The organism is Mesorhizobium sp. LMG17149, assembly GCF_024518695.1.
In the GTDB taxonomy this organism is placed as follows: Bacteria; Pseudomonadota; Alphaproteobacteria; order Rhizobiales; family Rhizobiaceae; genus Mesorhizobium.
Genome location: NZ_JANIFL010000004.1, coordinates 467,610 through 492,056 on the forward strand (window position 1 = coordinate 467,610; position 24,447 = coordinate 492,056).

At 61.9% G+C, this 24,447-nt stretch carries 26 protein-coding genes; 7 read left to right on the forward strand and 19 right to left on the reverse strand.

The window, feature by feature from the left end:
• Window positions 1–87: 87 nt before the first annotated feature.
• The 6 genes from NP945_RS11495 to NP945_RS11520 form a co-directional block, all read right to left on the reverse strand.
• On the reverse strand, window positions 88–903 hold the full coding sequence (locus NP945_RS11495; protein ID WP_256746402.1) for a phosphatidate cytidylyltransferase: 816 nt from the start codon (window positions 901–903) through the stop codon (window positions 88–90).
• Window positions 900–1,634 carry an isoprenyl transferase gene (locus tag NP945_RS11500; protein WP_256746403.1) on the reverse strand — a complete coding sequence of 245 codons (735 nt, stop codon included), beginning with the start codon at window positions 1,632–1,634 and terminating at the stop codon, window positions 900–902. The genes NP945_RS11495 and NP945_RS11500 overlap by 4 nt, the downstream gene beginning before the upstream one ends.
• Window positions 1,635–1,668: 34 nt before the next feature.
• The gene (frr, locus tag NP945_RS11505; protein ID WP_013531759.1) at window positions 1,669–2,223 is read right to left on the reverse strand and encodes a ribosome recycling factor; all 555 of its coding nucleotides are present in this window, start codon (window positions 2,221–2,223) and stop codon (window positions 1,669–1,671) included.
• Between the two features lie 99 nt (window positions 2,224–2,322).
• Window positions 2,323–3,045 carry a UMP kinase gene (gene pyrH / locus NP945_RS11510; RefSeq protein ID WP_013531760.1) on the reverse strand — a complete coding sequence of 241 codons (723 nt, stop codon included), beginning with the start codon at window positions 3,043–3,045 and terminating at the stop codon, window positions 2,323–2,325.
• A gap of 138 nt (window positions 3,046–3,183) precedes the next feature.
• Window positions 3,184–4,290, reverse strand: a complete 1,107-nt coding sequence (locus NP945_RS11515; RefSeq protein ID WP_256746404.1) for an aldo/keto reductase — start codon at window positions 4,288–4,290, stop codon at window positions 3,184–3,186.
• Window positions 4,291–4,317: 27 nt separating this feature from the next.
• Window positions 4,318–4,854, reverse strand: coding sequence for a nuclear transport factor 2 family protein (locus NP945_RS11520; protein ID WP_256746405.1), 537 nt, complete (start codon window positions 4,852–4,854; stop codon window positions 4,318–4,320).
• A gap of 115 nt (window positions 4,855–4,969) precedes the next feature.
• Here NP945_RS11520 and NP945_RS11525 point away from each other — a divergent pair, with 115 nt between their 5' ends.
• A complete protein-coding gene (locus NP945_RS11525) occupies window positions 4,970–5,896 on the forward strand; it encodes a LysR family transcriptional regulator (RefSeq protein ID WP_256746406.1) in 927 nt (308 codons plus the stop codon).
• Between the two features lie 21 nt (window positions 5,897–5,917).
• Here NP945_RS11525 and tsf read toward each other — a convergent pair whose 3' ends face one another.
• The 5 genes from tsf to NP945_RS11550 all read right to left on the reverse strand — a co-directional run bounded on the left by tsf (window position 5,918) and on the right by NP945_RS11550 (window position 10,518).
• Complete coding sequence (gene tsf, locus NP945_RS11530; protein ID WP_127321483.1) at window positions 5,918–6,838, reverse strand: translation elongation factor Ts; 921 nt, start codon at window positions 6,836–6,838, stop codon at window positions 5,918–5,920.
• A 109-nt stretch (window positions 6,839–6,947) separates the two neighbouring features.
• Window positions 6,948–7,736, reverse strand: a complete 789-nt coding sequence (gene rpsB / locus NP945_RS11535) for a 30S ribosomal protein S2 (RefSeq protein ID WP_023812937.1) — start codon at window positions 7,734–7,736, stop codon at window positions 6,948–6,950.
• A gap of 203 nt (window positions 7,737–7,939) precedes the next feature.
• Window positions 7,940–8,218 (reverse strand): DUF4031 domain-containing protein, encoded by a 279-nt coding sequence (locus NP945_RS11540; RefSeq protein WP_127395824.1) that lies wholly within the window; start codon window positions 8,216–8,218, stop codon window positions 7,940–7,942.
• Between the two features lie 59 nt (window positions 8,219–8,277).
• On the reverse strand, window positions 8,278–9,576 hold the full coding sequence (locus NP945_RS11545) for a hypothetical protein (protein ID WP_256746407.1): 1,299 nt from the start codon (window positions 9,574–9,576) through the stop codon (window positions 8,278–8,280).
• Window positions 9,577–9,690: 114 nt separating this feature from the next.
• A complete protein-coding gene (locus NP945_RS11550) occupies window positions 9,691–10,518 on the reverse strand; it encodes a cell envelope integrity EipB family protein (RefSeq protein ID WP_256746408.1) in 828 nt (275 codons plus the stop codon).
• Window positions 10,519–10,656: 138 nt separating this feature from the next.
• Between NP945_RS11550 and NP945_RS11555 the strand changes: the two genes are divergently transcribed.
• From NP945_RS11555 to NP945_RS11575, 5 genes are all read left to right on the forward strand, one after another.
• A complete protein-coding gene (locus NP945_RS11555; protein WP_027036670.1) occupies window positions 10,657–11,121 on the forward strand; it encodes a RidA family protein in 465 nt (154 codons plus the stop codon).
• 14 nt (window positions 11,122–11,135) lie between these two features.
• The gene (locus NP945_RS11560) at window positions 11,136–11,864 is read left to right on the forward strand and encodes a glycerophosphodiester phosphodiesterase (protein WP_256746409.1); all 729 of its coding nucleotides are present in this window, start codon (window positions 11,136–11,138) and stop codon (window positions 11,862–11,864) included.
• A 50-nt stretch (window positions 11,865–11,914) separates the two neighbouring features.
• The gene (locus NP945_RS11565; RefSeq protein ID WP_256746410.1) at window positions 11,915–13,129 is read left to right on the forward strand and encodes a GNAT family N-acetyltransferase; all 1,215 of its coding nucleotides are present in this window, start codon (window positions 11,915–11,917) and stop codon (window positions 13,127–13,129) included.
• A 99-nt stretch (window positions 13,130–13,228) separates the two neighbouring features.
• On the forward strand, window positions 13,229–13,660 hold the full coding sequence (locus NP945_RS11570) for an HIT family protein (RefSeq protein ID WP_256746411.1): 432 nt from the start codon (window positions 13,229–13,231) through the stop codon (window positions 13,658–13,660).
• Between the two features lie 199 nt (window positions 13,661–13,859).
• Window positions 13,860–15,002, forward strand: coding sequence for a phosphatase PAP2 family protein (locus NP945_RS11575; RefSeq protein ID WP_256746412.1), 1,143 nt, complete (start codon window positions 13,860–13,862; stop codon window positions 15,000–15,002).
• 42 nt (window positions 15,003–15,044) lie between these two features.
• Here NP945_RS11575 and NP945_RS11580 read toward each other — a convergent pair whose 3' ends face one another.
• The 4 genes from NP945_RS11580 to NP945_RS11595 all read right to left on the reverse strand — a co-directional run bounded on the left by NP945_RS11580 (window position 15,045) and on the right by NP945_RS11595 (window position 19,175).
• Complete coding sequence (locus NP945_RS11580) at window positions 15,045–15,683, reverse strand: chloramphenicol phosphotransferase CPT family protein (RefSeq protein ID WP_127270999.1); 639 nt, start codon at window positions 15,681–15,683, stop codon at window positions 15,045–15,047.
• Window positions 15,684–15,744: 61 nt separating this feature from the next.
• Window positions 15,745–18,213 carry an ATP-dependent Clp protease ATP-binding subunit ClpA gene (clpA, locus tag NP945_RS11585; protein WP_127258970.1) on the reverse strand — a complete coding sequence of 823 codons (2,469 nt, stop codon included), beginning with the start codon at window positions 18,211–18,213 and terminating at the stop codon, window positions 15,745–15,747.
• 6 nt (window positions 18,214–18,219) lie between these two features.
• A complete protein-coding gene (gene clpS / locus NP945_RS11590; protein ID WP_023812950.1) occupies window positions 18,220–18,549 on the reverse strand; it encodes an ATP-dependent Clp protease adapter ClpS in 330 nt (109 codons plus the stop codon).
• A 296-nt stretch (window positions 18,550–18,845) separates the two neighbouring features.
• Entirely contained in the window at window positions 18,846–19,175 is a 330-nt protein-coding gene (locus tag NP945_RS11595) for a phasin family protein (protein WP_013531776.1), read from the reverse strand.
• Between the two features lie 285 nt (window positions 19,176–19,460).
• Between NP945_RS11595 and NP945_RS11600 the strand changes: the two genes are divergently transcribed.
• Window positions 19,461–20,870: a D-alanyl-D-alanine carboxypeptidase gene (locus NP945_RS11600; protein ID WP_256746413.1), complete on the forward strand. Its 1,410-nt coding sequence runs from the start codon at window positions 19,461–19,463 to the stop codon at window positions 20,868–20,870.
• A gap of 46 nt (window positions 20,871–20,916) precedes the next feature.
• Here NP945_RS11600 and NP945_RS11605 read toward each other — a convergent pair whose 3' ends face one another.
• The 4 genes from NP945_RS11605 to NP945_RS11620 form a co-directional block, all read right to left on the reverse strand.
• Window positions 20,917–21,615 (reverse strand): DnaJ domain-containing protein, encoded by a 699-nt coding sequence (locus NP945_RS11605; protein WP_127272505.1) that lies wholly within the window; start codon window positions 21,613–21,615, stop codon window positions 20,917–20,919.
• Entirely contained in the window at window positions 21,615–22,346 is a 732-nt protein-coding gene (locus NP945_RS11610) for a VWA domain-containing protein (protein ID WP_256746414.1), read from the reverse strand. The genes NP945_RS11605 and NP945_RS11610 overlap by 1 nt, the downstream gene beginning before the upstream one ends.
• A gap of 83 nt (window positions 22,347–22,429) precedes the next feature.
• A complete protein-coding gene (locus NP945_RS11615) occupies window positions 22,430–22,867 on the reverse strand; it encodes a DUF1489 family protein (RefSeq protein WP_013531780.1) in 438 nt (145 codons plus the stop codon).
• Window positions 22,868–22,943: 76 nt separating this feature from the next.
• Window positions 22,944–24,347: an L-serine ammonia-lyase gene (locus NP945_RS11620; RefSeq protein WP_256746415.1), complete on the reverse strand. Its 1,404-nt coding sequence runs from the start codon at window positions 24,345–24,347 to the stop codon at window positions 22,944–22,946.
• Window positions 24,348–24,447 lie beyond the last annotated feature (100 nt).

Sequence of the window (24,447 nt, forward strand, 5' to 3'; positions counted from 1 at the left end):
TTCCACGGCGCAGACTGCGCCGTGACTGTGACACCAATCCGGGCGAATCCAAGGCGCACCGCGCAAAGGACCCTGAAATGACATCGCTCAAACGGGAAACAGACCCTGCGCCGGATGATCGGCGTTCGCCGAAATCCAGCCGATGACGTATAGGGCGAATGCCGCTGCGACAAGCCCGTCGACACGATCCATGACGCCGCCATGGCCCGGGATGAGCGCACCCGAGTCCTTGCGGCCATGGCGGCGCTTGATCCATGATTCGAACAGGTCGCCTGCCTGCGAGACAATCGACAGCACGAGCGCGATCAGGCCGAGCAATACCAGATTGCCGACACCGGCAGCTGCGGCGAGGACCAGCCCGGCGACGACGCCGCCGACAGCGCCGCCGAGTGCGCCGCTGCGCGTCTTGCCGGGCGAGATAGAGGGCGCCAGTTTCGGCCCCCCAACGGCTCGGCCAACGAAATAGGCAAGGATATCGGTGGCCCAGACGACAGCGAACAGGAACAGGATGGCAATGAGGCCTGAACGATCGCCATCGCGCAGCAAGGCGAGCGACAGGCCTGAAACCGCGGCATAGGCAAGGCCGCTCGCATCCCATTGTCCGGTCTTGCGAACCGAGGCGGCTATCGCCGTTGCGGCAACGATGGTCGCCACAAGCGGCAGCAGCCAGGAGGCGGCCAGACCGCCAATCAAGGCGCCAATGAAGACAACCAGCAGTGCTTCCGGCAGGAAACCAAGGCCCGTTGCCCCGGTTGGCCGCGACATGCGGGTCCATTCATAGAAGATCGCCGCTACGATCACGGCACACAGCAGCCGGAACGGCAAACCGCCGATCCAGGTCAAGCCGAGAGTGATGATGGCGAGCACGATCGCCGAAACGATACGCAGTTGAAGATTGCTCATCCCGCGGCCGGTCGCGAAGCGACGTCCTGGCCTCCAAGTCCGCCGAAACGGCGTTCGCGGCCAGCAAACTCACGCAAAGCTTCCGCAAGGTGCTCGCGGCTGAAGTCGGGCCAGTAGCAAGGCAGGAAGACGAGTTCGCTATAGGCGGCTTGCCACAGAAGGAAGTTCGACAGCCGGAGCTCGCCGCTGGTGCGAATGACCAATTCCGGGTCGGGAATGCCTTGCGTATCGAGCGCGCCGGCAAAGCTTTCGGCTGATATCGCCTCGGCGTCGAGTTCGCCACGCGCCACGGCCGCCGCAAGCTTTTGTGCCGTACGAACGATTTCGTCTCGTCCGCCATAGTTGAAGGCGATCACCAGCGTCAGCAATTCGTTTGCGGCCGTCAGCGTTTCGGCCTCGTCGAGCAGTCCCCTGATATCAGACTGCAGCCCTGCCCGGTCACCGATGATTCTAACCCGCACACCGCTCTGGTGCAGTTCAGCAAGGTCACGGCGAATGAACATTTTCAAGAGGCCCATCAGGTCGCTGACCTCGGACTTCGGCCGCGACCAGTTCTCCGACGAGAAAGCATAGACGGTCAGGTAGGAAATGCCGAGCCCAGGTGCCGCGCGCACCGTCTTGCGCAGCGCCTCGACACCGGCACGGTGGCCCGCAAGACGGGGCATGCCGCGCGCCTTGGCCCAGCGTCCGTTTCCGTCCATGATGATCGCGACATGCGCGGGCGTTGCCATGTTCTCGCTTTCGGGTCAGCCGGCGGCCATGACCCTAAACCTGCATGATTTCAGCTTCCTTATCGGAAAGCAGGTGGTCGATGGTGCTGATCGTCTCGTCGGTAAGTTTCTGGACCTGGTCCGAGCGCTTGCGCTGATCGTCTTCGCTGATGTCGCCGTCTTTCTCCGCCTTCTTCAGGAAGTCCATGCCGTCGCGGCGCACATGGCGCGCGGCGACACGGGCGTTCTCGGCGTAGGTGTGCGAGATCTTGACCAGTTCCTTGCGGCGCTGTTCGTTAAGTTCGGGAAGTGGAATCCTGAGGTTGGTGCCGTCTACGATCGGGTTGAACCCCAAATTGGATTCGCGAATCGCGCGGTCGACCGCGCCAACCATCGACTTGTCCCATACCGATACCGAGATCATGCGCGGCTCCGGCACCGAGACGTTGGCGACCTGATTGATCGGCATGGTGGTGCCGTAGGCCTGCACCTGGATCGCATCGAGCAGATTGCTGGAGGCGCGACCGGTTCGCAGCGAGGCCAGATCATGCTTGAACGCGGCAATAGCCCCATCCATGCGCCGCTTGAGATCGTCGTACTCACCACTCATCTTTATCTCCTCGACCCGTCTAATGCGGGCTCACTGCTTCGGGCCGTCTTCGAATCGGACTTTCGAAAACCGGCTTCCCTTTTCGGGTCAGGCCGCCGATCAATCGTCCGCGACGACGGTGCAGCGGCCGCCGCCCCTCAGAATATCGCCGAAACCACCTTTTTCGTGGATCGAATAGACGATTATCGGAATGTTGTTTTCGCGCGCAAGTGCAATCGCAGCAGTATCCATGATGGAAAGGCCGCGATTTATGACTTCGCCATGGCTGATGCGCTCGAAACGCGTCGCGTTCGGGTCTTTCTTCGGGTCCGCCGAGTAGACGCCGTCGACCTGAGTGCCCTTGAACAGCGCGTCGGCGCCGATTTCAGCGGCGCGAAGGGCCGCGGCCGAATCAGTGGTGAAGAATGGATTGCCGGTGCCGCCGGCAAAGATCACCACCTTGCCCTGGTTCATGTAGGCGGTCGCCTGGCGCTGCGAAAAGCTCTCGCAAAGTTCGGGCATGGCGATCGCCGAAAGCACCACGGCGTCGACGCCGATCTTGTTCAATGACGTGCGCAGCGCCAACGAATTGATCACCGTGGCAAGCATGCCCATGTGGTCGCCGGTGACACGGTCGCCGCCCTTGGAGGCAACGGCCACGCCGCGAAAGATGTTGCCGCCGCCGATGACGACGCCGACCTCGATGCCCAATGCACGCGCCTCGGCGATGTCGCCGGCGATGCGATCCACCACTGACACGTCGATGCCGAAATGCTGCTCGCCCATCAACGCTTCGCCCGACGCTTTCAGCAAGACACGTCGGTAGAGGGGCTTCACCGTCATCTGGGCCTCTTCATTTGCATGTGGCGCGTTCCGGGTGGCTGCTCTCGCGCAGGCGCGCCACCGAAACAATGGCGTTCCGATACACGAAGGGCGCCGCGATGTCACGCGGCGCCCGACCCGGAATTCTCTCGCCTTTTGTCAACTCACGCCGGCAAATGCACCTTCCATGAGCAGGTCAGGGAAATAGCCCGCAGGCTTGCAGCCGACGGCCTGGCCCCCGGTAAGGCCGCCCTGGATTTCCGGACCGAAGAACGAGTACGGGAACGGCGTGACCGGCAGGCTGACTGCGTCGAGCCTTGCCAGGAGCTCTTGGGGGATCTCGAAATCGAGCGCGCCGAGATTGTCCCTGAGCTGATCGAGCCTCGTCGCACCGATGATCACCGAAGCGACACCGGGCCGCGTTGCCGCCCAGTTCAAGGCGATTTGGGCCATGCCGCGGCCAAGCTCGCCGGCGGCCTTTTCCAGTTCGGCAACGATTGCCCAGTTGCGTTCGGTGAACTTCTGGAAGCCGGGATTCGTCGAACCCCGTATCGCCTCCAGCCTGCCGCCGGCGTTGCTGATTGTATCTGAACGATATTTGCCGCTCAGCAAGCCGCTGGCCAGCGGGCTCCAGACCATGATGCCGGCGCCGTAGCGCGTGCCGAAAGGCACGAATTCATGCTCTATGTTGCGCTCGACCAACGAATATTCGAGCTGCAGCGCCGAAACCGGTTCATAGCCGCGCTGCTCGGCGATGGACTGCGCCCGGCTCGCGTACCAGGCGGGGACGTCGGAGAGACCGACATGGCGGATCTTTCCGGCGCCTACCAGATCGTCCAGCGTCCGCATCACCTCTTCCGGTGAAGTCAGCCTGTCCCAGGCATGCAGGACATAGAGGTCGATATAATCGGTGCCGAGCCGCTTCAGCGAGCCTTCGACGGCGCGGATGATGTTCTTGCGGCCGTTGCCGCCGGCATTCGGATTGCCCTGCTCCAGATTCATGCTGAACTTGGTGCTGATCACCGCTCTGTCGCGCAGACCGCGTTCGGCTATGAACTCGCCAAGCCAGGTCTCGGAGGTGCCGCCGGTATAGGCATCGGCCGTATCGAAGAAATTGCCGCCTGCCTCGACATAGGCATCGACCAGGGCGCGGGCCGTCTCCTTGTCGGCGCCCCAGCCCCATTCGGTGCCGAAGGTCATGGTTCCGAGCGCCAGCCGGGTGACACGAAGCCCGCTGCTGCCAAGGGTGTAGCAGGGCATGGTCATGATGTCGCTCCGATCCTGATCCAATCTTCAATGCCGATCCTGTCCGGGGGTCGTCTTGACCCACGGGTTGCCGCGTTCATGCGTCATGCGGAATGTGAAGCCGTCCACGCTCCAGTTGGCTCCCGAACGGGTCAGGTGGTGTTCGTAGGTGCCCCAGACTTCCCATAGCGGTTCGCCATTGCCTTCCATCCGGTTCCAGGCGTAGCCGTTGGAGGAGACAGTCGCGGCGTCGCCGTCGATGGCGACCTGATGGTTGGTGCGCAGGTGCAGGCTGGTCTTGTTGCCCCTGAGGTTGGCGGCCCAGGTCCCGATCAGGTCGTCCGACGCGATGGTGGCCGCAGGCTGCCCACTCAGGCTGCTGAAGTCGACGGTGACGCGGTCGGCGAAGTAACTACGGGCGAGCCGCCAATCCTGGGCATCGACCGCGCGGTCGATGGCATCGGCGATGCGTATGACGGCGCGCTCATCGGCGAGCGTGATTTCAGGGGACGATTCGGCTCCGCCGGCATCGACCGGCGCCAGCGCGATACCCGCCGCGAAGGTGGCATACCTCAATCCATTCATGTCTCTTCTCCTTTGCGCATCGGCCCGTCGCCGGTTTGCTGGCGACAATGTGGGCCAACAGGCCGGCATCGAAAAGATTGCATTATCCGCATGGACTATGCGATATTATGCATGAATGGATCGCGACCTGCTCAGCCACCTTCCCGTTATCGTCGCCGTGGCGCGGCGAGGCGGCTTTGCGCTTGCCGCTGCCGAACTCGGCATGAGCCCTTCGGCGGTCAGCCACGCTGTACGCCTTGTGGAGGAGCGCATCGGCCAGCCGCTCTTTGCCCGCACGACCCGCAGCGTATCGCTGACCGAGGCCGGTCAGGCGCTTGTCGCGACGGCCGAGCCCGCGCTGCAGGATATCGCCGAGCGGATGGAGCGTATCCGCGGCATCAAGGGTCGCCCGGCGGGACTGCTCAGAATCAATGTATCACATATCGCCGTCCCGATGGCGGTGACGCCGGTGGTGACGGCCATGGCCGAGCGCTATCCGGATGTGACAGTGGAAATCTTTGCCAATGAAGGATTGGTCGATATCGTCAGCGAAGGCTTTGACGCCGGCATCAGACTTGGCGAAATGATCGCGCAGGACATGATCGCGATCCGGATGACCCCGCCATTCCAGGTGATCATCGTAGCGTCACCAGCCTATATCGGCCGGCATGGCCGCCCGCACAGCCTGGCCGATCTCGCCGCCCACAATTGCATCGGCTACCGTCTGGTGCGATCCGGCGCGGTCTATCGTTGGGATTTGACGGAGGACGGCAAGGACGTGGCCGTGGAAACGCGCGGCACCGCCATCGTCACCGATTCGCTTGCCGCGATCGACCTGGCGCTGTCGGGAATGGGACTGGCCTATGTGTTCGAGCCGCTGGTGCGCGCCGACCTGGCCGCTGGTCGGCTTGTCCAGGTGTTGCCGCAGTCGGCAATCGAGGAACCAGGCCTGTTTCTCTACTTTCCGCGCCGGGCGGCAATGGCACCGAAGCTGCGCGCCTTTGTCGACATCACACAAGAAATCGGCCGGACACCCTCGCGAGCGCCCGGCCGAGTTGCCTGAGCCGAAAAGCTGCTTGGCAGCTTACTTCTTGACCGCTGCAGCGACTTCCGCGGCGAAATCGGTCTCTTCCTTCTCGATGCCCTCGCCCAGCGCAAAGCGCAGGTAGGCGGTGATCTTGGCCGGGGCGCCGATGTCCTTCTCGGCATCCTTCAGCGCCTTCTCGACAGTGATGTCGGGATTGAGCACGAAGGCCTGCTTCAGGAGCACGACTTCCTCGTAGAACTTGCGCAGACGGCCCTCGACCATCTTCTCGATGATCGCTTCCGGCTTGCCGGACTGGCGCGCCTGGTCGGAGAAGATCGCCTTCTCGCGTTCGACCGCGGCCGGATCGATCTGCTCTGCGGTCAGCGCCAGAGGGTTGGTGGCGGCAACATGCATGGCCACCTGGCGGCCAAAGGCGTTGGCTGCATGCTCATTGCCCGTGGTCTCGATCGCGACCAGCACGCCGAGCTTGCCAAGGCCGTCGGCAACCGCGTTGTGGACGTAGGTAGCGACAGCGCCGTGCGGGACGGTGAGCTTGGCCGAGCGGCGGAAGCCCATGTTTTCGCCGATGGTGCCGACAGCGTCCTTGATGGTGTCGGCAACCGACTTGTCGGAACCTGGATACTTTGCGGCGGCCACAGCCTCCGTCGTGCCATAGGCCAGCGCAACCTTGGCAACGTTGCCGACGATTTCCTGAAACGCGGCGTTGCGGGCCACGAAGTCGGTCTCGGAATTGACTTCCACGACGGCGGCTTCGCGCACGCCATTGTCGACGCCGATCAGACCTTCAGCCGCGGTGCGGCCAGCCTTCTTGTCGGCCTTGGAGATACCCTTCTTGCGCAGCCAGTCGACGGCCTCTTCCATGTTGCCGTTGGTCTCGGTCAACGCGGCCTTGCAATCCATCATGCCCGCGCCGGTCAAGTCGCGGAGTTCTTTGACCTGTGCAGCCGAAATGCTCATTGTCGCCTCTTTGTTTTAAATGCACCGACGCACCATCGGTATTCGATGGTGCGTCTGTTTAGCGTGCCAGAATATGAGAAAGATGAAGGCCGCAACCGGCCTTCGATTATCAAGCTTCGGGAGCTTCCGACGCCGGAGCCGGAGCCGGGTCGAGCGCGGGTTCGACCGGAGCTTCGACCGAAGCGCCGATGTCGACGCCGAGCGCGCCCTGCTGGCGGGCGATGCCGTCGATCGCAGCCTTGGCGATCAGATCGCAATAGAGCTGGATGGCGCGGGCCGCGTCGTCATTGCCGGGGATCGGGAAGTCGATCTTGTCCGGATCGCAGTTCGAATCGATGATGGCGACAACCGGGATGCCGAGGCGCTTGGCCTCGAGGATGGCGATCGCTTCCTTGTTGGTGTCGATCACGAACATCAGGTCGGGCGTCGAGCCCATGTCCTTGATGCCGCCCAGCGCCTTGTCGAGCTTCTCGCGCTCGCGGTCGAGGTTCAGGCGTTCCTTCTTGGTCAACCCTTGCGCCTCGCCGGCCAGCATCTCGTCGAGCTTGCGCAGGCGCTGGATCGAATTCGAGATCGTCTTCCAGTTGGTCAGCATGCCACCGAGCCAACGCGAGTTGACATAATACTGAGCCGAACGCTGTGCAGCATCGGCGACAATGTCGGACGCCTGGCGCTTGGTGCCGACGAACAGCACGCGGCCACCCTTGGCGACGGTGTCGGAAACCTGCTTAAGCGCCTGGTGCAGCAAAGGCACCGTCTGCGACAGGTCGATGATATGGATGTTGTTGCGGGCGCCATAGATGTAGGGCGCCATCTTCGGGTTCCAGCGGTGGGTCTGGTGGCCGAAGTGAATGCCAGCTTCCAAAAGCTGGCGCATGCTGAAATCAGGCAGTGCCATTCAAAGTTCCTTTCCGGTTAGCCTCCACGGACACAGGCATTTTTGGACTTTGTCCTCGAACGCCACCGGAGGTTTCAGCCGGATTTCTCCCGGGCAGACACCAAAGTCCGTGTGTGGAATGAGCGCGCATATAGAGGGGATGCGCGATAAACGCAAGCGCCGCGGGATTTGTGATGCGGCGTGCGACGATCCGCGCCCTGCCGTCAGCGCTTTATCTTCCCGTTCGGCACTCGCACTCGCCGGAAGACCGCGACGATCTCTTCGCGGCTGCATTCGATGGCGCCGAGCCGCACCGCTCGATCGCGCTCGAAGCCGGTTATGTCATAATGCGGCGCCGATGTCTTGGGCGGCCCCTGGTAGGATGAGCGCTTGAGGCCGAGCCGGGCGGCAAAGCGATGCAACTCGTCGGTGTCGTCGGCCAACAGATGGCACCAGCGATGGCCGGCCCAGTTCCAGATCGCTGCGTCGACATAGACCGCCATGAAGCTTGCTGTTTGCCTTCCATCCTCCACCACAGCGGGCCACGTGGCCCGTCAGGATGTCAGGGACGATAGAATGGATTCGGATAGAAAATGAAGCTGCCCTTGGCTGCAAGCTCGGCCACAATGTTGGTGACTGTATCCTGCATGCGACGGTGCAGTTCGGCAACCGCATCGTCGATCGAGCCCGCATGCTCATGCAAGCCCAGTGCCTCCGGCACCCGGATGTGGGCGCAACGCGGCCCGGCCGGCTGCGGAATGAACCGGTTTATCGTGTCGCGCAGCCCGCCTCGACAATAGTCGTTGCGGATCCGCTTCAGATGTTCGGCGATCTCCTCCTGCGTGATGCGCGGATTGGCGCAGGCCCAGGGTCCGACGCGCTGCAGCCTCTGAACCCTATCGGCGAGCGCGCGGACCTGGCTTTGCCGTTCCGTATCGTCGGTGTTTTCGCGTTGCCAGCGACGCGCACGCCGCAGAAGCTCTGCGGTGTCGGTTATGGCAGCGTCGAATGAGATGCTTTCGCCGAGTCGGCGGCCGAGTTCAGCAACCAACGCCTGCTGGCGCTCGGCATAGGTTGCGCCTTCGCCGGATGGCATGCCCGATGCTGCTTCATCGCGGGCCAGCAGCGCCGAATAGACATGGTGGATGCGCTGCGGCAGCGTGTCGGTCGCAAGGCGTTCTATTTTCAGGCTTTTCTCGACATAAGCGCATTCCTTCGCCAGCGCCGCTTCGACATTCCCGGTGAAGGCGAGCTTCCAGACGACTGGCGCGATCCAGACCTTGAAATCGGGATCCGTGGCCCGGCCGCGCTTGAGGGCCTCGAGCCCCATCTCGATGGCACCCGGCAGCAAAGGCGCAACGACATTGGCATGCCAGCCGACGCCGCCTTCGGGATGCAGCAGCACGCCATGGCCTTTCAAGGCCCAGGCGATGGAGTGTTCCTTGGCTGCCCCGCTATTGCCGGGAATCTGAGCGATCAAATTGTTGGCCAGCCAGAACTTCTGCATCAGCCGGCCAAGGCCGTTGACGACACCATTGGTTGCCCATGAGGCCGTGAGCGGGCTGACCTGCGACACGATTTCCTTGTCGATCATCCAGTCGGTGAAGAACTCGGGATGATTGGGCGTGATGAAGGTCGCCTTCCCTGCCCCGCAACTGGCCTTCAGCCGCTCAAGGTCGGCGTGGGGAAAGTCGATATGGCGGACATCTGAGACGCCGCGCAGACCGGCCAGGCGATTGAACGGCAAGATATCCCGAAATCCGGGAATGCCGCGGAGCATGACGATCCGGTTGACGGATGTCATGGCCCTGATCAGTGCCGGGTTGGGCCGCGGCGCCACGAATGTATCGATCCTGCTCAAGCTGATCCCCCTCGCGCCTGGACGCCGGGGAGAGGTTGAGAGACGATTGCGGCACGTTCAAGTCGATCGTTACGACCACGCTGCGTCGTGGTAAATCAACTGCCTAGACCGGCACTATTTGGCGGGACAGGGTTTCGTCTGGTCGAACAGCGACAGGTTGACCAGCTTGCCGGTCATCGAGAAGTCGCCATAGTCCATGACGAGATCGCGGGTGATGCCGTTCTCATGCAGCTTGAAGCTGATACGGTATTCCGGCACCTCTTCGCCCGTCTTGTTGGTGTCGCCGAAATAGGCGATGTCGACCGGCCAGTATTTGTCGGTAGCGAGCTTTGCCAGTGCCGAAGCTTCCGGGTCGGCCTTGTCGGCATCGGTTTTCTTGCCGACCACGACGGTGGTGGTCATCACCTTGTTGGCGTCTTCGGAACCGTCGAACAGGTTGGTTTCGTAAAAATTCTCGCCCTTTTCGGCCTTGCCGATCAGCTCGACCAGATGCTGGGTCGGGAATTGGGTTGTCGCCAGCTCGACGCTGTTCTTTTCAGGCTTGTCGATGTCGACCTTCAGGCCCTTGGTCTCTTTGGTGGCGATGCCCTTGACCTCCTTGTCGAGATTCTGGTCGACGAAGGATTTTGTCACGAACGAAAATGTCTTGCCTTCGGCGTCCTCGAAAGTGGTCGTCTGCTGGTCGGTCAGCCTGGTGTTGTCGGCGGTGACGATCTGGGTGACGAAGCGGAATTTCACCGTATAGCCTTCGCAGGCCGAGCCATTGAACTCATAGACCATGCGGCCGGATATGCCTGTGATGCCGGACTGATCGGACGCTTTTTTCAAGGTAAGATCGTAGACGGCGCGGTGGGCTTGCAACGCCGGCGCTGCGAAGGCAGGGCCTATCGAGAAGACCCCCGACAACAGGACGGCATGGAATGCGAGGCGCGTTGCGCGCATGAGGTACTCCGATCGTCGCGACTGATGGCAGGCCGCAGGGAAAGATGGTCCAGCTTAAAAAAAGTCGTGGCGGAAGCGAGGCAAAAATAGCAATTTCGGCCCGGCCGGCGCGGCGTCACCAAGCAATAGGGAAATACCATGAGTGAAACAATCGAAAAGCGGCTAAGCGATCTGGGTGTGACGCTTCCCGTCGCCGCCGCGCCCGCCGCCAACTACGTGCCCTATTGCCGGACCGGCAATCTGCTGTTCACCGCCGGGCAATTGCCGCTCAAGGACGGCAAGCTGCAGGCGAGCGGGCTGTTAGGTCGCGATCTCGATACCGCAGGTGGCAAGGATGCGGCAAAATACTGCGCGATCAACATCCTGGCGCAGGCCAAGGCAGCACTCGGCGACCTCGAGAAGATTAGCCGTCTGGTGAAGATCACCGTTTTCGTCGCCTCGACACCTGAGTTCGTCGAGCAGCATCTGGTTGCCAACGGCGCCTCCGATTTCCTGGTGGCGGCCCTTGGCGAGCGTGGCAAGCATGCGCGCTCCGCCGTCGGCACCGCCTGCCTGCCGCTTAATGCCGCAGTGGAAATCGAAGCCGTCTTCGAAATCGAATGAGCCAGGGGACAGATATGACCGACCTATCCTGGCTGACCGCCCGGCCCGTCGCCCATCGCGGCTTCCACGACATGAACAAGACGCGCTGGGAAAACACGCTGTCAGCCTTCGCTGCGGCCGCCGAACGCGGCTATGCCATCGAATGCGACGTCCACCTGTCGTCCGACCGCGTTCCTGTCATCATCCATGACGGAGATCTCAAGCGCCTGACCGGCCAGGATGGTTTCGTCTGGCAGCGCACCGCAGCAGAACTCGCGGCGCTAAGGGTCGGTGGCACGGCGGACCATGTGCCGACGCTGCAGGAAGCGCTCGACCTGGTGAACGGCCGCGTGCCATTGGTGGTCGAGTTGAAAGGCACGCCCGGCTATGACGAAGGCCTGGTGGCAAGCGTCGGCAAGATGCTCAAGCGCTACAAGGGCAAGGCGGCGATCATGTCGTTCGACCACTGGCTGGTCCGCGATTTTCCGAAAGACGCGCCGGGTATCCCCGGGGGTCTCACCGCCTACGGCAAGGACGTCGGGCTGATCGAGGCGCATTTCGCCATGCTGGCGCACGACATCGCCTTCACCTCCTACGCGGCCGGCGACCTGCCGAACCCATTCGTCAGCTTCGTGCGCGAAAGGCTGAAAATGCCTGTTATCACCTGGACGGTGCACGACCAGCCGGCGGTCGACCTGACCTTCAGATATGCCGACCAGATGACGTTCGAGGGGTTCGAGCCCGATCTGGTCAAAGTCGCCTGAGTGTCTGAAACGTGACTTGTACCAGGCCGGACGGAGCTTAAATAAGCCTCATGGATCAGGGCGACGAGGGTGACGGACAAACGGCCAATGCGGACTATTCGATCCGCGTCGCCGCCGGCATCGGCGCCTTCACCTGTGATGAATGGAACGGCTTTGCCGGAACTGCACGCGGAAATTCAGAAACCAGTTACAATCCTTTGGTTTCCTTCGCTTTTCTAAGCGCACTCGAAGATTCTGGATGCGCCGTGCGGCGCACCGGCTGGCAGGGCCATCACCTCAGGCTGGAGGACGGGCAAGGCAGATTGCTGGGCGCGGTGCCCTGTTATCTCAAATCGCACAGCCAGGGCGAATATGTGTTCGATCATGGCTGGTCGGATGCCTTCGAGCGCGCCGGCGGCCGTTACTATCCCAAACTGCAAAGTGCCGTGCCGTTCTCCCCGGTCACCGGCCCTCGCCTGCTGGTCAGCAAGGGCGAGGACAGCGCCAAAGTGAAGGCCGGTCTCGCGGCGGGCCTGAAGGCGGTGACGCAAAAACTCGGCGTCTCTTCCGCGCATGTCACCTTCGCGCAAGAGAGCGATGTGGAAGTGCTGGAAGCGGCAGGCTTCCTGCACCGCACCGACCAGCAATTCCATTTCTTCAACGAAGGTTTTTCGACCTATGACGACTTCCTCGCCACCCTTGCCTCGCGCAAGCGAAAGGCGATGAAGAAGGAAAGGCGTGAAGCGCTTGCCCCAGGCATTTCGATCGATCGGCTGACCGGCAAGGACCTCACGGAGAAGGCCTGGGACGATTTCTTCGCCTTCTACATGGACACCGGCAGCCGCAAATGGGGCCGGCCCTATCTCAACCGTCAATTCTTCTCGCTGATCGGCGAACGCATGGCCGACGACATCCTGCTGGTGATGGCCAGGCGCAATGGCCGCTATATCGCCGGCGCCATCAATTTCATCGGTTCGGACGCACTCTATGGCCGCAACTGGGGCTGCATCGAGGACCATCCTTTCCTGCATTTCGAGGTCTGCTATCACCAGGCGATCGACTTCGCCATCGAACGCAAGCTGAAGGTTGTCGAGGCAGGCGCGCAGGGCGAGCACAAGCTGGCGCGCGGCTACCGGCCGGTGATCATGCATTCCGCGCACTACATTGCGCACCCCGGCCTGCGCAACGCCGTCGCCGACTACCTCAGGCGCGAACGCCACGAGGTGGAGCGGATGAGCGAATATCTGGAAGAGCACACCCCGTTCCGCAAGGATCTGGAGGAGTAGCAACAGGGCTGCCTTGACGAGCAGGGCCGACTTCGTCCGATCGTCTTGCCGATTTTCCACCGTTTCGCTACACGAAAGGCACAATCCGGAGCGTTCGCCATGACCGAGGCCGCCTACGATACCGACAACATCTTCGCCAAGATCCTGCGCGGCGAAATTCCCTCGCACCGCGTCTACGAGGATGACGCTGTCATCGCCTTCATGGATGTGATGCCGCAGGGGCCGGGCCACACGCTGGTGGTGCCGAAAGCGCCGTCGCGCAACCTGCTCGACGCCGACCCGTCAATTTTCGGCCATCTCTTGAGCGTCGTTCAGAAAGTGGCGCTGGCGGTGAAAAAGGCCTTTGGCGCCGACGGCGTCACCATCATGCAGTTCAATGAGCCGGCATCGGGGCAAACCGTCTATCATCTGCACGTACATGTCATTCCGCGCTTCGACGGCATCCCGCTGAAGCCGCACACGGGAGGAATGGAGAAGCCGGAGGTGCTGACCGAAAATGCCGAAAAGATCCGGACTGCATTCGAAAATTGAGAAACGCGAGGTCAGCCGATGTGGCGGACCGGGTCGGGAATATCGAACTGACAAGCGCCGTTCAGCCCAGAAGACGGTCTAGTGCCCGGGCGTGCCGGCGCCGGGACTCAACCGTTTGCAACTCTAATCGTCTGATTAGGAAATATTGAACCGTCTCACGGTAAAATGGTAACGGCGTGGCGAGCTGGGCTTCAAAACCATGGAACATTCGGTTGCGGCATCGGCCCCACTGACGGGGGCTATTGTCGGACGTGCTTTTCCTGGCATCTTGGCGGATGCCTTTTGGCGACACCGGCTGCTGCACGCTATGGCTACCGCTGCGCTGCTTCTGGCAAGCGCAGTCGGGTGGCACACTGGAAACATGCCGGATTTCGGCGTTCTGGCGGAATACGCCGAGTATCTTTTCATCGCCTTCTGGATTTGCGGCTCAGCCCTTGCACTTGGGACGCTTTTCCACCTTGCGCTGGTCCAGCGGGAAACCGAACCGCTGCACACCTTCCTCAAGTCACTGGGTAGATTCTTTGGCGATGCCGAACGCATTGCCAACAGCCTGAATGGCCTGGGTGCGGGTCTTGCCTTCATATCCGCGATCGGTGTGTTGAAGGGAGCCATTGCAATCCTCTCTCCGTTCGCATGGGACAAAGCATTGGCTCACGCCGATCGCATCCTGCATTTCGGTCGAGCCCCGCACGAATGGTTGTGGTTTGTCGTCCAGTCGCCGCTTGCATTGAAGATCATCAACATCGCGTACAATTTCTGGTTCGTCGTGCTCATCACCGCGGTTTTCACCGTGTGCATCACACGCAAGGATACGAAGCTGCGTCACCAGTTCCTGATGAGCTTCATGACGGTGTGGACGCTGGGTGGCTTCTTCCTCGCGATGGGCCTGTCGTCGGCTGGCCCCTGCTTTTACGAGCGATTGGGGTTCGGCAACGACTTTCACCCCCTCATGCAAGCACTTGCCGTTGCCGATCGCGTCTATCCGATCTGGGCGCTCAGCACGCAGGATATGCTGTGGAGTGGCTATACCGGCGCAACTACCGGCAGCGTCGGCATATCCGCCTTCCCATCCCTGCACGTTGCGATGGCGGTGCTGTTCGCCCTCTATGCAACACGGCGGTCTCGGCTGGCCGGTCTTGTGATGTGGTTATTCGCCGGCGTCATTATGGTCGGTTCCGTCGTGCTTGGCTGGCACTATGCCTTGGATGGCTATGCGGGTGCATTCCTGATGATCGCGATCTGGAAGGTGTGCGGATATTTGCTGACCCGTTTCGCGCCGGACCGCATGGCCGCTGAAATCGAGAGCTCCACGATGCAATCGCCGGCCGTTTGCAGGCTGTAAATTCGCCGATCTGGACGAACCCGCCTGCGGCGGCCATGCCGGTCAAAACGGCTCAAGGGCCGCGCTGGATGGGTTGGATAGTTTCTGAAACGTTGTTGGATACGGTGCTTGCCGAAGCTGCTCTGCGATCGTATCCGCGCACTGCTTCGGGCTCAGGAGCGAGGTATCGACTTCCAGATCGTACACGCCTGGGCGGTGGACCTCCTCCTGCCACAGGCGCACGGGCAACGGCACCGGATCGTCTGATGAGCCGGTCACATATCTCTTGTCCGCCGCGCTGGCGGCACGCCTTTCCATGATGATTTCCAGCGGGCAGCGAACACCGACAAACAGCACCGGCAGACCTACAAGCCGGCGCGCGCAATCGGCCACAATGTGAAGTGGTCTCGAATAGGCGTCGTGATGGCCGATATCCGCCACGACATTCAGCCCCAGCCGGCTGTGGGCGGCGATCGATTCGTAGAGCGCGGCGTATAGTCCGGGCACGAGGGCCTCAAGGTCCGGACGCTCGCCACCGGGCCGCAATCCTATCCCGGGCCGATAGCGTGCCGGCGTAGCCTGCTCGTAAACGTCGACGCCGAGATTGATCCAGACGCCATCGAAGCGCTCCTGAACAGCTCTGGCGATGCTTGTTTTTCCCGATCGCGGCGCACCGTTCAGGATGATGATCTGGCCGCTCATGCCCCTCCTCCTTGCAAACGAAAAAAGCCCCGTTTCCGGGGCTTTTCGACTTTCCTCAAGGTCAGTTCTTTCTGGGCAGTTGCGGGACGAGACTGCGCTTGCCGCCGTCCTTGCCCTTGGCTTCGGGCTTCTGCGCCACCAGCTTCTTGGCCGCCGGCTTCTTCGCTACGGCCTTTCTTGGCTTCGGCGTTTCTTCAGGCTCTTCCTTCTTCGGCTTCACCGGCGCCTCGTCGGCCAGCGATTCGAGCTTCAGGCCGGTCTCGCCGGTTTCCTTCTTCTCGACGGTGACGCGCACCGTGCCGCCCTTCTTGAGCTTGCCGAACAGCACCTCATCGGCCAACGGCTTCTTGATGTGCTCCTGGATCACGCGGCCAAGCGGCCGCGCTCCCATGCGCTCATCATAGCCCTTGTCGGCGAGCCAGGCGATCGCATCCGCCGACAGGTCGAAGGTGACGCCACGCTCTGAGAGCTGGGCCTCCAACTGCATGACGAACTTCTGCACCACCTGATGGATGACCGGCACCGGCAGCGAGCCGAACGGGATGATCGCATCGAGCCGGTTGCGGAACTCCGGCGTGAACAACCGGTTGATCGCCTCGACATCGTCGCCTTCGCGCTTGGTCGAGCCGAAGCCGATCGCCGCGCGCTGCGCATCCGACGCGCCCGCATTGGTGGTCATGATCAGGATCACATTGCGGAAGTCGATCTGCTTGCCGTTATGGTCGGTCAGTTTGCCGTGGTCCATCACCTGCAACAGGATGTTGAACAGGTCCGGATGCGCCTTCTCGACCTCGTCGAGCAACAGCACGCAATGCGGATGCTGGTCGACGCCGTCCGTCAGAAGACCGCCCTGGTCGAAGCCGACATAGCCCGGAGGCGCGCCGATCAGCCGCGAGACGGTGTGGCGTTCCATATATTCCGACATGTCGAAGCGGATCAGCTCGACGCCGAGCGAGGCGGCCAACTGCTTGGCCACTTCGGTCTTGCCGACGCCGGTCGGGCCGGAGAACAGGTAGGAGCCGATCGGCTTCTCCGGTTCGCGCAGGCCGGCACGTGCCAGCTTGATCGCCGAGGTCAGCGCGGTGATCGCAGTGTCCTGGCCATAGACGACGCGCTTCAGCTCGATATCGAGGCCCTGCAGCACCTTCTCGTCATCGGCCGAAACCGTCTTCGGCGGGATGCGGGCCATGGTGGCGATCGTCGCCTCGATCTCCTTGATGCCGATGGTCTTCTTGCGCTTGGCTTCCGGCACCAGCATCTGCGAGGCGCCGGTCTCGTCGATCACGTCGATCGCTTTATCCGGCAGCTTGCGGTCGTTGATGTAGCGTGCCGACAGCTCCACCGAGGCCTTGATCGCCTCGTTGGTGAACTTCACCTTGTGGAACTCCTCATAATAGGGCTTGAGGCCCTTCATGATCTCGATGGCGTCCTCGATGGTCGGCTCGTTGACGTCGATCTTCTGGAAGCGCCGCACCAGGGCACGGTCCTTCTCGAAGAACTGGCGGAATTCCTTGTAGGTGGTCGAGCCGATGCAGCGGATCGCACCCGACGACAGCGCCGGCTTCAACAGGTTGGACGCATCCATGGCGCCGCCTGAAGTAGCCCCTGCCCCGATGACCGTGTGGATCTCGTCGATGAACAGCACGGCGCCAGGATAGTCCTCGAGCTCCTTGACGACCTGCTTCAGCCGTTCCTCGAAATCGCCGCGATAGCGCGTGCCGGCGAGCAGCGTGCCCATGTCGAGCGCGAAGATGGTGGCGTTGTGCAGCACTTCGGGAACGTCGCCCTCGACGATGCGCTTGGCCAGACCCTCGGCGATCGCCGTCTTGCCGACGCCGGGGTCGCCGACATAGAGCGGGTTGTTCTTGGAGCGGCGGCACAGCACCTGGATGGTGCGGTTGATCTCGGATTCGCGGCCGATCAGCGGATCGATCTTGCCGGCCTTGGCCTTGTTGTTGAGATTGACGCAATAAGCCGTCAGCGCGTCCTGCTGCTGCTTCTTCTTGCCGCCTTCCTCTTGCGGCTCGGCGCCGTTCTGGCCGCCCTGCTCGTCATCGGCACCGCGCGGCGAGCGTGTCTCCGACGCGCCCGGACGCTTGGCAATGCCGTGCGAGATGTAGTTGACCGCGTCGTAGCGGGTCATCTGCTGTTCCTGCAGGAAATAGGCGGCATGGCTCTCGCGCTCGGCGAAAATGGCGACGAGCACGTTGGCGCCCGACACTTCCTCGCGGCCGGACGACTGCACATGGATCACCGCGCGCTGGATGACGCGCTGGAAACCGGCGGTCGGCTTGGAGTCCTCGTCGTAACCGGTGACGAGGTTGTCCAGCTCGGTGTCGATATAGGTGAGAACCGTGTGCTTGAGCTCATCGAGATCGACATTGCAGGCGCGCATGACGGCGGCCGCCTCGGTGTCGTCGATGAGCGCGAGCAGCAGATGTTCTAGGGTTGCATATTCATGGTGCCGCTCATTGGCGAGCGTCAGCGCCTGGTGAAGCGCCTTTTCCAGGCCTTGGGAGAAAGCCGGCATGTTACCTCACTTCTTCTCCATCACGCATTGCAGCGGATGCTGATTCTGTCGGGCGAAATCCATGACCTGGGACACTTTGGTCTCGGCCACCTCGAATGTATAGACCCCGCACTCGCCCACTCCATGATTGTGAACATGAAGCATGATGCGTGTGGCGGCTTCGCGATCCTTCTGGAAAAAACGCTCCAGCACGTGAACCACGAACTCCATCGGAGTGTAGTCGTCGTTGAGGATGAGGACCCGATAAAGGCTGGGCTTCTTGGTCTTGGTTTTGGTGCGCGTGATGACGGCCGTCCCACGGCCGGCCCCATTGCCGTTACCGTCGCCGTCTTGCATTCGCACCACTCGTCTCGTGGCAGTCAAACCTGAAGTCACGTATTCCTGCCTCTTTCGATTCCCCATGCGAGTTCGACATGTAGGTGTTCGATGTACGATTTTAAGCCCTTCTGGTTAGCTGACAATATGGCTAGGTCACCAACTTGGACGATTTTCGCAATCGTGAAGGGGCGCGAGGCTCTGGAACGGAAATTGACACGAAAAAAGCCCGGCCGCGTTTCCGTGGCCGGGCTTTTTCTCGGTTCAAAGGCTGAATCTGGGGTCACGTCAGGCGAAATCAGTTCGCCCGGGCAAAATTACTTTGCCTTGGCAACGATCGATTCGAATGGCTTGTAAGCTTCCTTGGCGAGTTCGGCATAGAGATCGCCGATCTTGGTGGCCTCGGCGACGAACGCCTCATAAGACTGCTTGGCGTAGTCCGACTGGATCTCGATCGCCTTTTCCAGCGACTTGGCTGAAAACAGCTTCTCCACAGTGGCGCTGCCGGTTTCAAAACTCTTCTTGGTGTATTCACCAGCTTCGGTGGCAATCGCCTGCGCGCCCTTGGACAGCGACGCGAAGCTCTTCAATCCGGTGTCGGCGAACTCTTTGCCGTATTTGCTGAAGTCCTCATAGGTCTGGGTCATTTCACGATTCCCTTGACGGTTGAAGCGTCCTTCTTCGGGGCGCCCTTGTGCAATGCAAGATAATATATTGTGCGCCGCACAAAAGTCAAGATTTCGCGGGCTTGCGGACCCGCCTGCGCAGCCAATGGCTAAAAATCGAATAAAGAGAACCTCAAGCCCGAAGAAAATGGTGAACGCGGCGGTTACCATAAACGGATTGGTAACGCTGCGCCGGTAGCTTGACCGGAAGCGAGGCAGGACCCTTTGCCGCCTCCAACGCAACGAAGAAATCCAAGGGAAGTACCAGTGCGTAAGGCGTTGTTGGGCATCGTTTCCAAATCCACCTCCCCTCTCAAAACGATGATGATCGTCGCCTTGGCGATGACATTCGTTTTTGGCGACGTTGCCTCGTCGCTGGCGGCCAGGCAGGCGGCCATCGTCGTGGATGCCAAGACCGGCAAGGTGCTTTACTCCGCCGATGCCAACGCCAGGCGCTATCCGGCTTCGCTGACCAAGATGATGACGCTGTATCTGACCTTCGAAGCGATGGCGAAGGGCAAGATCAGCAGGAACACGCCAGTGGTGTTTTCGGCCAAGGCCTCCGCCGAGGCGCCGACGAAACTTGGCGTGAAGCCGGGCGGTTCCGTCACGGTCGAGACCGCGATCCTGTCGATCGTCACCAAGTCGGCGAATGACTCGGCGACCGCGCTCGGCGAAATGCTCGGCGGCAATGAAACCACTTTTGCCCGCATGATGACCGCCAAGGCGCGTGCGCTGGGCATGAACGGCACCGTATTTAGAAACGCCAATGGCCTGCCCGACCCCGGCCAGTTCACCACCGCGCGCGACATGGCGACGCTCGGCATCGCGCTGCGCGAGCATTTTCCGCAGTATTACGGCTATTTCTCGCAGCGCTCCTTTCTCTACGGACGCAAGCGCATCAACGGCCACAACCGCCTGCTCGGACGCATCAAGGGTGTGGACGGCATCAAGACGGGCTACACCCGCGCCTCCGGCTTCAACCTCGTCTCGTCGGTTTCCGATGGCAATCGCCGCATCGTCGGCGTGGTCATGGGCGGCACCTCGGGCGGCAGCCGTGACAATCAGATGGCCAACCTGATCAACACCTATCTGCCGAGGGCATCGACTCGCGGCGGTGGCGATCTGGTCGCCAAGGCCGGTGGCAACAACCCGATCACCGCCCTCGCCAAGGTTCTTCTGCCCAAGCATGACGCTCCGACACCGGACGACAAGCCTGTCATAGCGCAGGACGATGCCATCGTTGCCGAGGACGCCACGGTCGCCGAAGACGACACCGCGCAGGCCGAGGAAGCAGCTCCCGTCGTCAAGACCAGAAAGGTCAAGACCGTCATCGTTTCAGCCCCCCAGGTCGCGACGGCCCAGGTGGTAGCGGCCTATGCCGAGCCGACGCCGGCGGCTGTCGACCCGGTCAACACCGCGTCGGTGCCGTCGGGCTGGGCCATTCAGGTCGCCTCGTCGCCCAAGCAGTCCGAGGCCCAGGCCTTTCTCGACAAGACCACCAAGCAGGCGCCCAAGGTGCTGGCGGACGCTTCCGGTTTCACTGTCGCCTTCGACAAGGATGGCGTCACCTATTACCGCGCCCGCTTCGGTGGTTTCGGTTCGAAGACCGCCGCCTGGAAGGCCTGTACCGCTTTGAAGAAGAAGAACATCGAGTGCTACGCCGTCCAGCAGTAGGACGGCGTGCAAGCCATCTCCCGGAAAAATTCTGCGTCGAAGGAGACTAGTTGTGATTGGAGAGCAAGACGTCCTTGGCTTCGTTAATCCGCGCCGCCAGGAAAGACGTGCCGCCGACATCGGGGTGCAGGCGCTGCATCAGGCGGCGGTGCGCCTTGCGGACATCCGCCGCGGCGGCCCCCGCTTCAAGACCAAGGACCTTGTAGGCCTCCTCCTTAGTCATGGCGCCCGGACCTGGCGCAACACCCAGCCCTTCGCCACCGTTCGTCTCAGCGTTTTTGCGCCAGACGGGAAATCTGCCGTCAAGATACGTCTCTAGCAGCTGTCGGCTCTCCGGGTCGCTGGAGAGTTCGCGGTAGAGGTGTTGCAATTCCGCCAGCCCCATCGCGCCAAGCATCTTGCCTTCGTGGCGGCCAGCCAGGACCAGTCCTTCGAGGCCGCCGGTATCGTGATCGAGCTCCATTTCCAATGCCGCCGTGCGCACCGTCGAGCGTTTGCCCGGGGCAAGGCCGGCCGGCTGGCCTTTCATTCGCATGGAACCATACCAGGCAATTGCCCCGGTGAGAATCATGCCGCCGATGCCTTCACGGCCGACCACAAGCACGGCGACGCCGACGACTGCCAGAAGAGCCGGCCCGAGCGTTCGCAGCGTGCTCGCCAGTTTCGCCGGCTCGGCACGCAGAAAGATCGTCACCGCGCCGAGAAGCAGCAGAAGCAACGCTACAAAAGCGATGATTGCGCCCATTATTTTCCGCCGCCCCGCAGATGCTCGATCATCAGCCGGTCTTCCGGCCTGCCCCTGGCTTCGAGCGCCTTCAACCCGCCGGTCGCATACACGGCGACGGCCGAAAGCAGCCCTGCCAAGGTCGCGGCAGCCCGCCGATCAAATCGAAACCAAGCCCCCTTGGAAAGCCGCGCAATCTCTTTGAACGCCTTTTCCGCGCCGGAATCATAGCCTTCCTGAAACACGAAGACAGGAACGCCATGAAGGCCGAGGCTGCCGGCCTTTTCGGCCAGATCGTCGATATTCTCTTCCATCGCGTCGCCGATGTAGACCAGCGCATTGACCTTGGCGGCCGCCGTCTGTTTCAGCGCATGCGTCAGGACCTTTCCGATCTGGGTGTGGCCGCTGCGGCATTCGATCCGCGTCATCAGCTGCTTCAAGGCATTGGTGTCGCTCACGAAAGCCGACGAACGGCACTCGCCGAGGCCGCGAAAATAAACCAGTTGCACGCTGAGGGTTCCGGCCTTGCCGACTGCGTCGAACATCTGGCCCTGCAGCGTGCAGGCCAGATCCCAGGTCGGCTGGCGGCTCATCGTCGCGTCGAGGGCAAGGATCAGCCTGCCCGAACCGGTCGCCGACGCGGCAAGTGTCCTCGCCTGACGAATGAAGGCGTCGATCTCGCCGGCGTTGGATTGAGGCTTGACCGGCGCAGGACTGGTCCTCGCTGGCACAGGCTGCTTCTTATCACTCATGAAAAACAAGATGTGGCGTTGCCACATCGCTTGCAAGCCCCACATCGGGCGGTGCAAAGGGCCAGGCGGTGATGCCACCTGGGTCAGAGCAGACCGAGATCGGCCAGCTCGCGCCTGAGTTTCGGCGGCATCTCGATCAATCCGGCCTTGCCCTTACCCAGATCGAGCGGCGCGTCCGCCGGTTTCAGGTAGCGCCAGCCCTGAAAAGCCCGGCGCGGCTGCCAGTCGGTGCGTACAACCTCGGGGTCGAGTATCAGATGGCAACGGCCTATGCCTTCACTGTCGGTGAACGGCCGGATTTCGGTGATCAACTGGCGGCACTGCACATTGCCCTTGATCACCCAATAGAGCGAACCGCCATCGGTAACCTCGGCGCCGCGCGTCGGCATCATGCGGGTGGTGTGATACTGCTCGACCGGCTCACCGGCGCGCCGCCGCTCGTCGAGGCGGAAGGCGATCCACTCTTCGAGATCCTCGACGCTGTCGCAGCCGACACAGAGTTTTATGAGATTGAGAGACATCGCTTAAGGTTAGTCCCGCACGCGAACGCGTCAACGACCGGATCGACTTCTCCACAGTGGCGGTTTAGGCCAGCCTTCAGCACTCCACGACGTTGACTGCAAGCCCGCCAAGGCTGGTTTCCTTGTACTTCTCGTTCATGTCGAGGCCGGTCTGGCGCATGGTCTCGATCGCCGCATCGAGCGGTACGAAATGGATGCCGTCGCCCTTGATGGCCAGTGACGCTGCGGTCACCGCCTTGACCGCGCCCAGCGCATTGCGTTCGATGCACGGCACCTGCACCAGCCCGCCGACCGGATCGCAGGTCATGCCGAGATGATGTTCGAGCGCGATCTCGGCGGCATTCTCGACCTGCTCGGGCGTGCCGCCCATGACGGCGCACAGGCCCGCTGCGGCCATCGCCGACGCGGAGCCTACCTCACCCTGGCAGCCGACCTCGGCGCCCGAGATCGATGCGTTGGTCTTGATGATGCCGCCAACGGCGGCAGCCGTCAGCAGGAAATCACGAATGCTCGGCTGGTCCGCCTCGGGATGGAAATGCAGCCAGTAGCGCAGCACCGCCGGCAGCGTGCCGGCAGCGCCATTGGTCGGCGCGGTGACGACGCGGCCGCCGGCGGCATTTTCCTCGTTCACCGCCATGGCGTAGATCGACAGCCAGTCGTTGGCGAGCAAGGGATTGGGCCGGTTCTGCTGCCATTCTTCCTGCAGCTTGTCGTGCAGCCGGCGCGCCCGGCGGCGCACCTTCAGCCCGCCCGGCATGATGCCATCCTGCGACAGGCCACGGTCGATGCAGCCCTTCATGGCGCTCCAGATTCCGTCGAGGCCGGCGTCGAGCTCCTCGCGCGTCATCTGCGTCTCCTCGTTGACGCGTTTCATGTCGGCGATGGAAAGACCGCTTTTGCCGGCCATGGCCAGCATCTCGACCGCATTCTTGAATGGATAAGGCACTTTCTTGCCTTCTGTCGTCACTGACCCCTTGGCCTTCATCCGCTGCAGTTCTTCTTCCGAAACCACGAAGCCGCCGCCGATCGAATAATAGATGCGTTTGAGCAGCAGGCGGTCGCCGGCATCATAAGCGTAGAACGCCATGCCGTTGGCGTGCCCGGTGAGCTGCGTCTTGCGGTCCAGCACCAGATCGGTGGCCGGATCGAAGCGATAGGAGGGGTGACCGGGAGGCGAAATGCGCTTTTCGGCGGTGATGCGGCCGGCAATGCCATCCGCCTGATCGGGATCAACCGTCTGCGGCGTCAGACCGGCAAGGCCGAGCATGACGGCGCGATCACTGCCGTGGCCAATGCCGGTGTAGGCGAGTGACCCGTGCAGGCTCGCGCCAAGCCGGTCAACCTTGACGCCCGCCGGACGCGGCCAGTCATTTCCCGCGACCTCGTCGAGAAACCGCGCAGCGGCGGTCATCGGCCCCATCGTGTGCGAACTCGAGGGTCCTATGCCGATCTTGAACAGGTCGAAAACCGAAAGGAACACGCGGCGTTGTCTCCTGGAGTCAGGTCGAGGACTACATATAGGAATTCCCACGATGTTTCCGCTCTTTTGGAAATCGCGGCGCTGCACCCGCCGACCTTGT

Excerpts from the sequence above, each read along its gene's own strand:
- NP945_RS11495 (WP_256746402.1), bottom strand. The coding sequence starts at position 903 with ATGAGCAATCTTCAACTGCGTATCGTTTCGGCGATCGTGCTCGCCATC.
- NP945_RS11500 (WP_256746403.1), bottom strand. The coding sequence starts at position 1,634 with ATGGCAACGCCCGCGCATGTCGCGATCATCATGGACGGAAACGGACGC.
- frr (WP_013531759.1), bottom strand. The coding sequence starts at position 2,223 with ATGAGTGGTGAGTACGACGATCTCAAGCGGCGCATGGATGGGGCTATT.
- pyrH (WP_013531760.1), bottom strand. The coding sequence starts at position 3,045 with ATGACGGTGAAGCCCCTCTACCGACGTGTCTTGCTGAAAGCGTCGGGC.
- NP945_RS11515 (WP_256746404.1), bottom strand. The coding sequence starts at position 4,290 with ATGACCATGCCCTGCTACACCCTTGGCAGCAGCGGGCTTCGTGTCACC.
- NP945_RS11520 (WP_256746405.1), bottom strand. The coding sequence starts at position 4,854 with ATGAATGGATTGAGGTATGCCACCTTCGCGGCGGGTATCGCGCTGGCG.
- NP945_RS11525 (WP_256746406.1), top strand. The coding sequence starts at position 4,970 with ATGGATCGCGACCTGCTCAGCCACCTTCCCGTTATCGTCGCCGTGGCG.
- tsf (WP_127321483.1), bottom strand. The coding sequence starts at position 6,838 with ATGAGCATTTCGGCTGCACAGGTCAAAGAACTCCGCGACTTGACCGGC.
- rpsB (WP_023812937.1), bottom strand. The coding sequence starts at position 7,736 with ATGGCACTGCCTGATTTCAGCATGCGCCAGCTTTTGGAAGCTGGCATT.
- NP945_RS11540 (WP_127395824.1), bottom strand. The coding sequence starts at position 8,218 with ATGGCGGTCTATGTCGACGCAGCGATCTGGAACTGGGCCGGCCATCGC.
- NP945_RS11550 (WP_256746408.1), bottom strand. The coding sequence starts at position 10,518 with ATGCGCGCAACGCGCCTCGCATTCCATGCCGTCCTGTTGTCGGGGGTC.
- NP945_RS11555 (WP_027036670.1), top strand. The coding sequence starts at position 10,657 with ATGAGTGAAACAATCGAAAAGCGGCTAAGCGATCTGGGTGTGACGCTT.
- NP945_RS11560 (WP_256746409.1), top strand. The coding sequence starts at position 11,136 with ATGACCGACCTATCCTGGCTGACCGCCCGGCCCGTCGCCCATCGCGGC.
- NP945_RS11565 (WP_256746410.1), top strand. The coding sequence starts at position 11,915 with ATGGATCAGGGCGACGAGGGTGACGGACAAACGGCCAATGCGGACTAT.
- NP945_RS11570 (WP_256746411.1), top strand. The coding sequence starts at position 13,229 with ATGACCGAGGCCGCCTACGATACCGACAACATCTTCGCCAAGATCCTG.
- NP945_RS11575 (WP_256746412.1), top strand. The coding sequence starts at position 13,860 with ATGGAACATTCGGTTGCGGCATCGGCCCCACTGACGGGGGCTATTGTC.
- NP945_RS11580 (WP_127270999.1), bottom strand. The coding sequence starts at position 15,683 with ATGAGCGGCCAGATCATCATCCTGAACGGTGCGCCGCGATCGGGAAAA.
- clpA (WP_127258970.1), bottom strand. The coding sequence starts at position 18,213 with ATGCCGGCTTTCTCCCAAGGCCTGGAAAAGGCGCTTCACCAGGCGCTG.
- clpS (WP_023812950.1), bottom strand. The coding sequence starts at position 18,549 with ATGCAAGACGGCGACGGTAACGGCAATGGGGCCGGCCGTGGGACGGCC.
- NP945_RS11595 (WP_013531776.1), bottom strand. The coding sequence starts at position 19,175 with ATGACCCAGACCTATGAGGACTTCAGCAAATACGGCAAAGAGTTCGCC.
- NP945_RS11605 (WP_127272505.1), bottom strand. The coding sequence starts at position 21,615 with ATGGGCGCAATCATCGCTTTTGTAGCGTTGCTTCTGCTGCTTCTCGGC.
- NP945_RS11610 (WP_256746414.1), bottom strand. The coding sequence starts at position 22,346 with ATGAGTGATAAGAAGCAGCCTGTGCCAGCGAGGACCAGTCCTGCGCCG.
- NP945_RS11615 (WP_013531780.1), bottom strand. The coding sequence starts at position 22,867 with ATGTCTCTCAATCTCATAAAACTCTGTGTCGGCTGCGACAGCGTCGAG.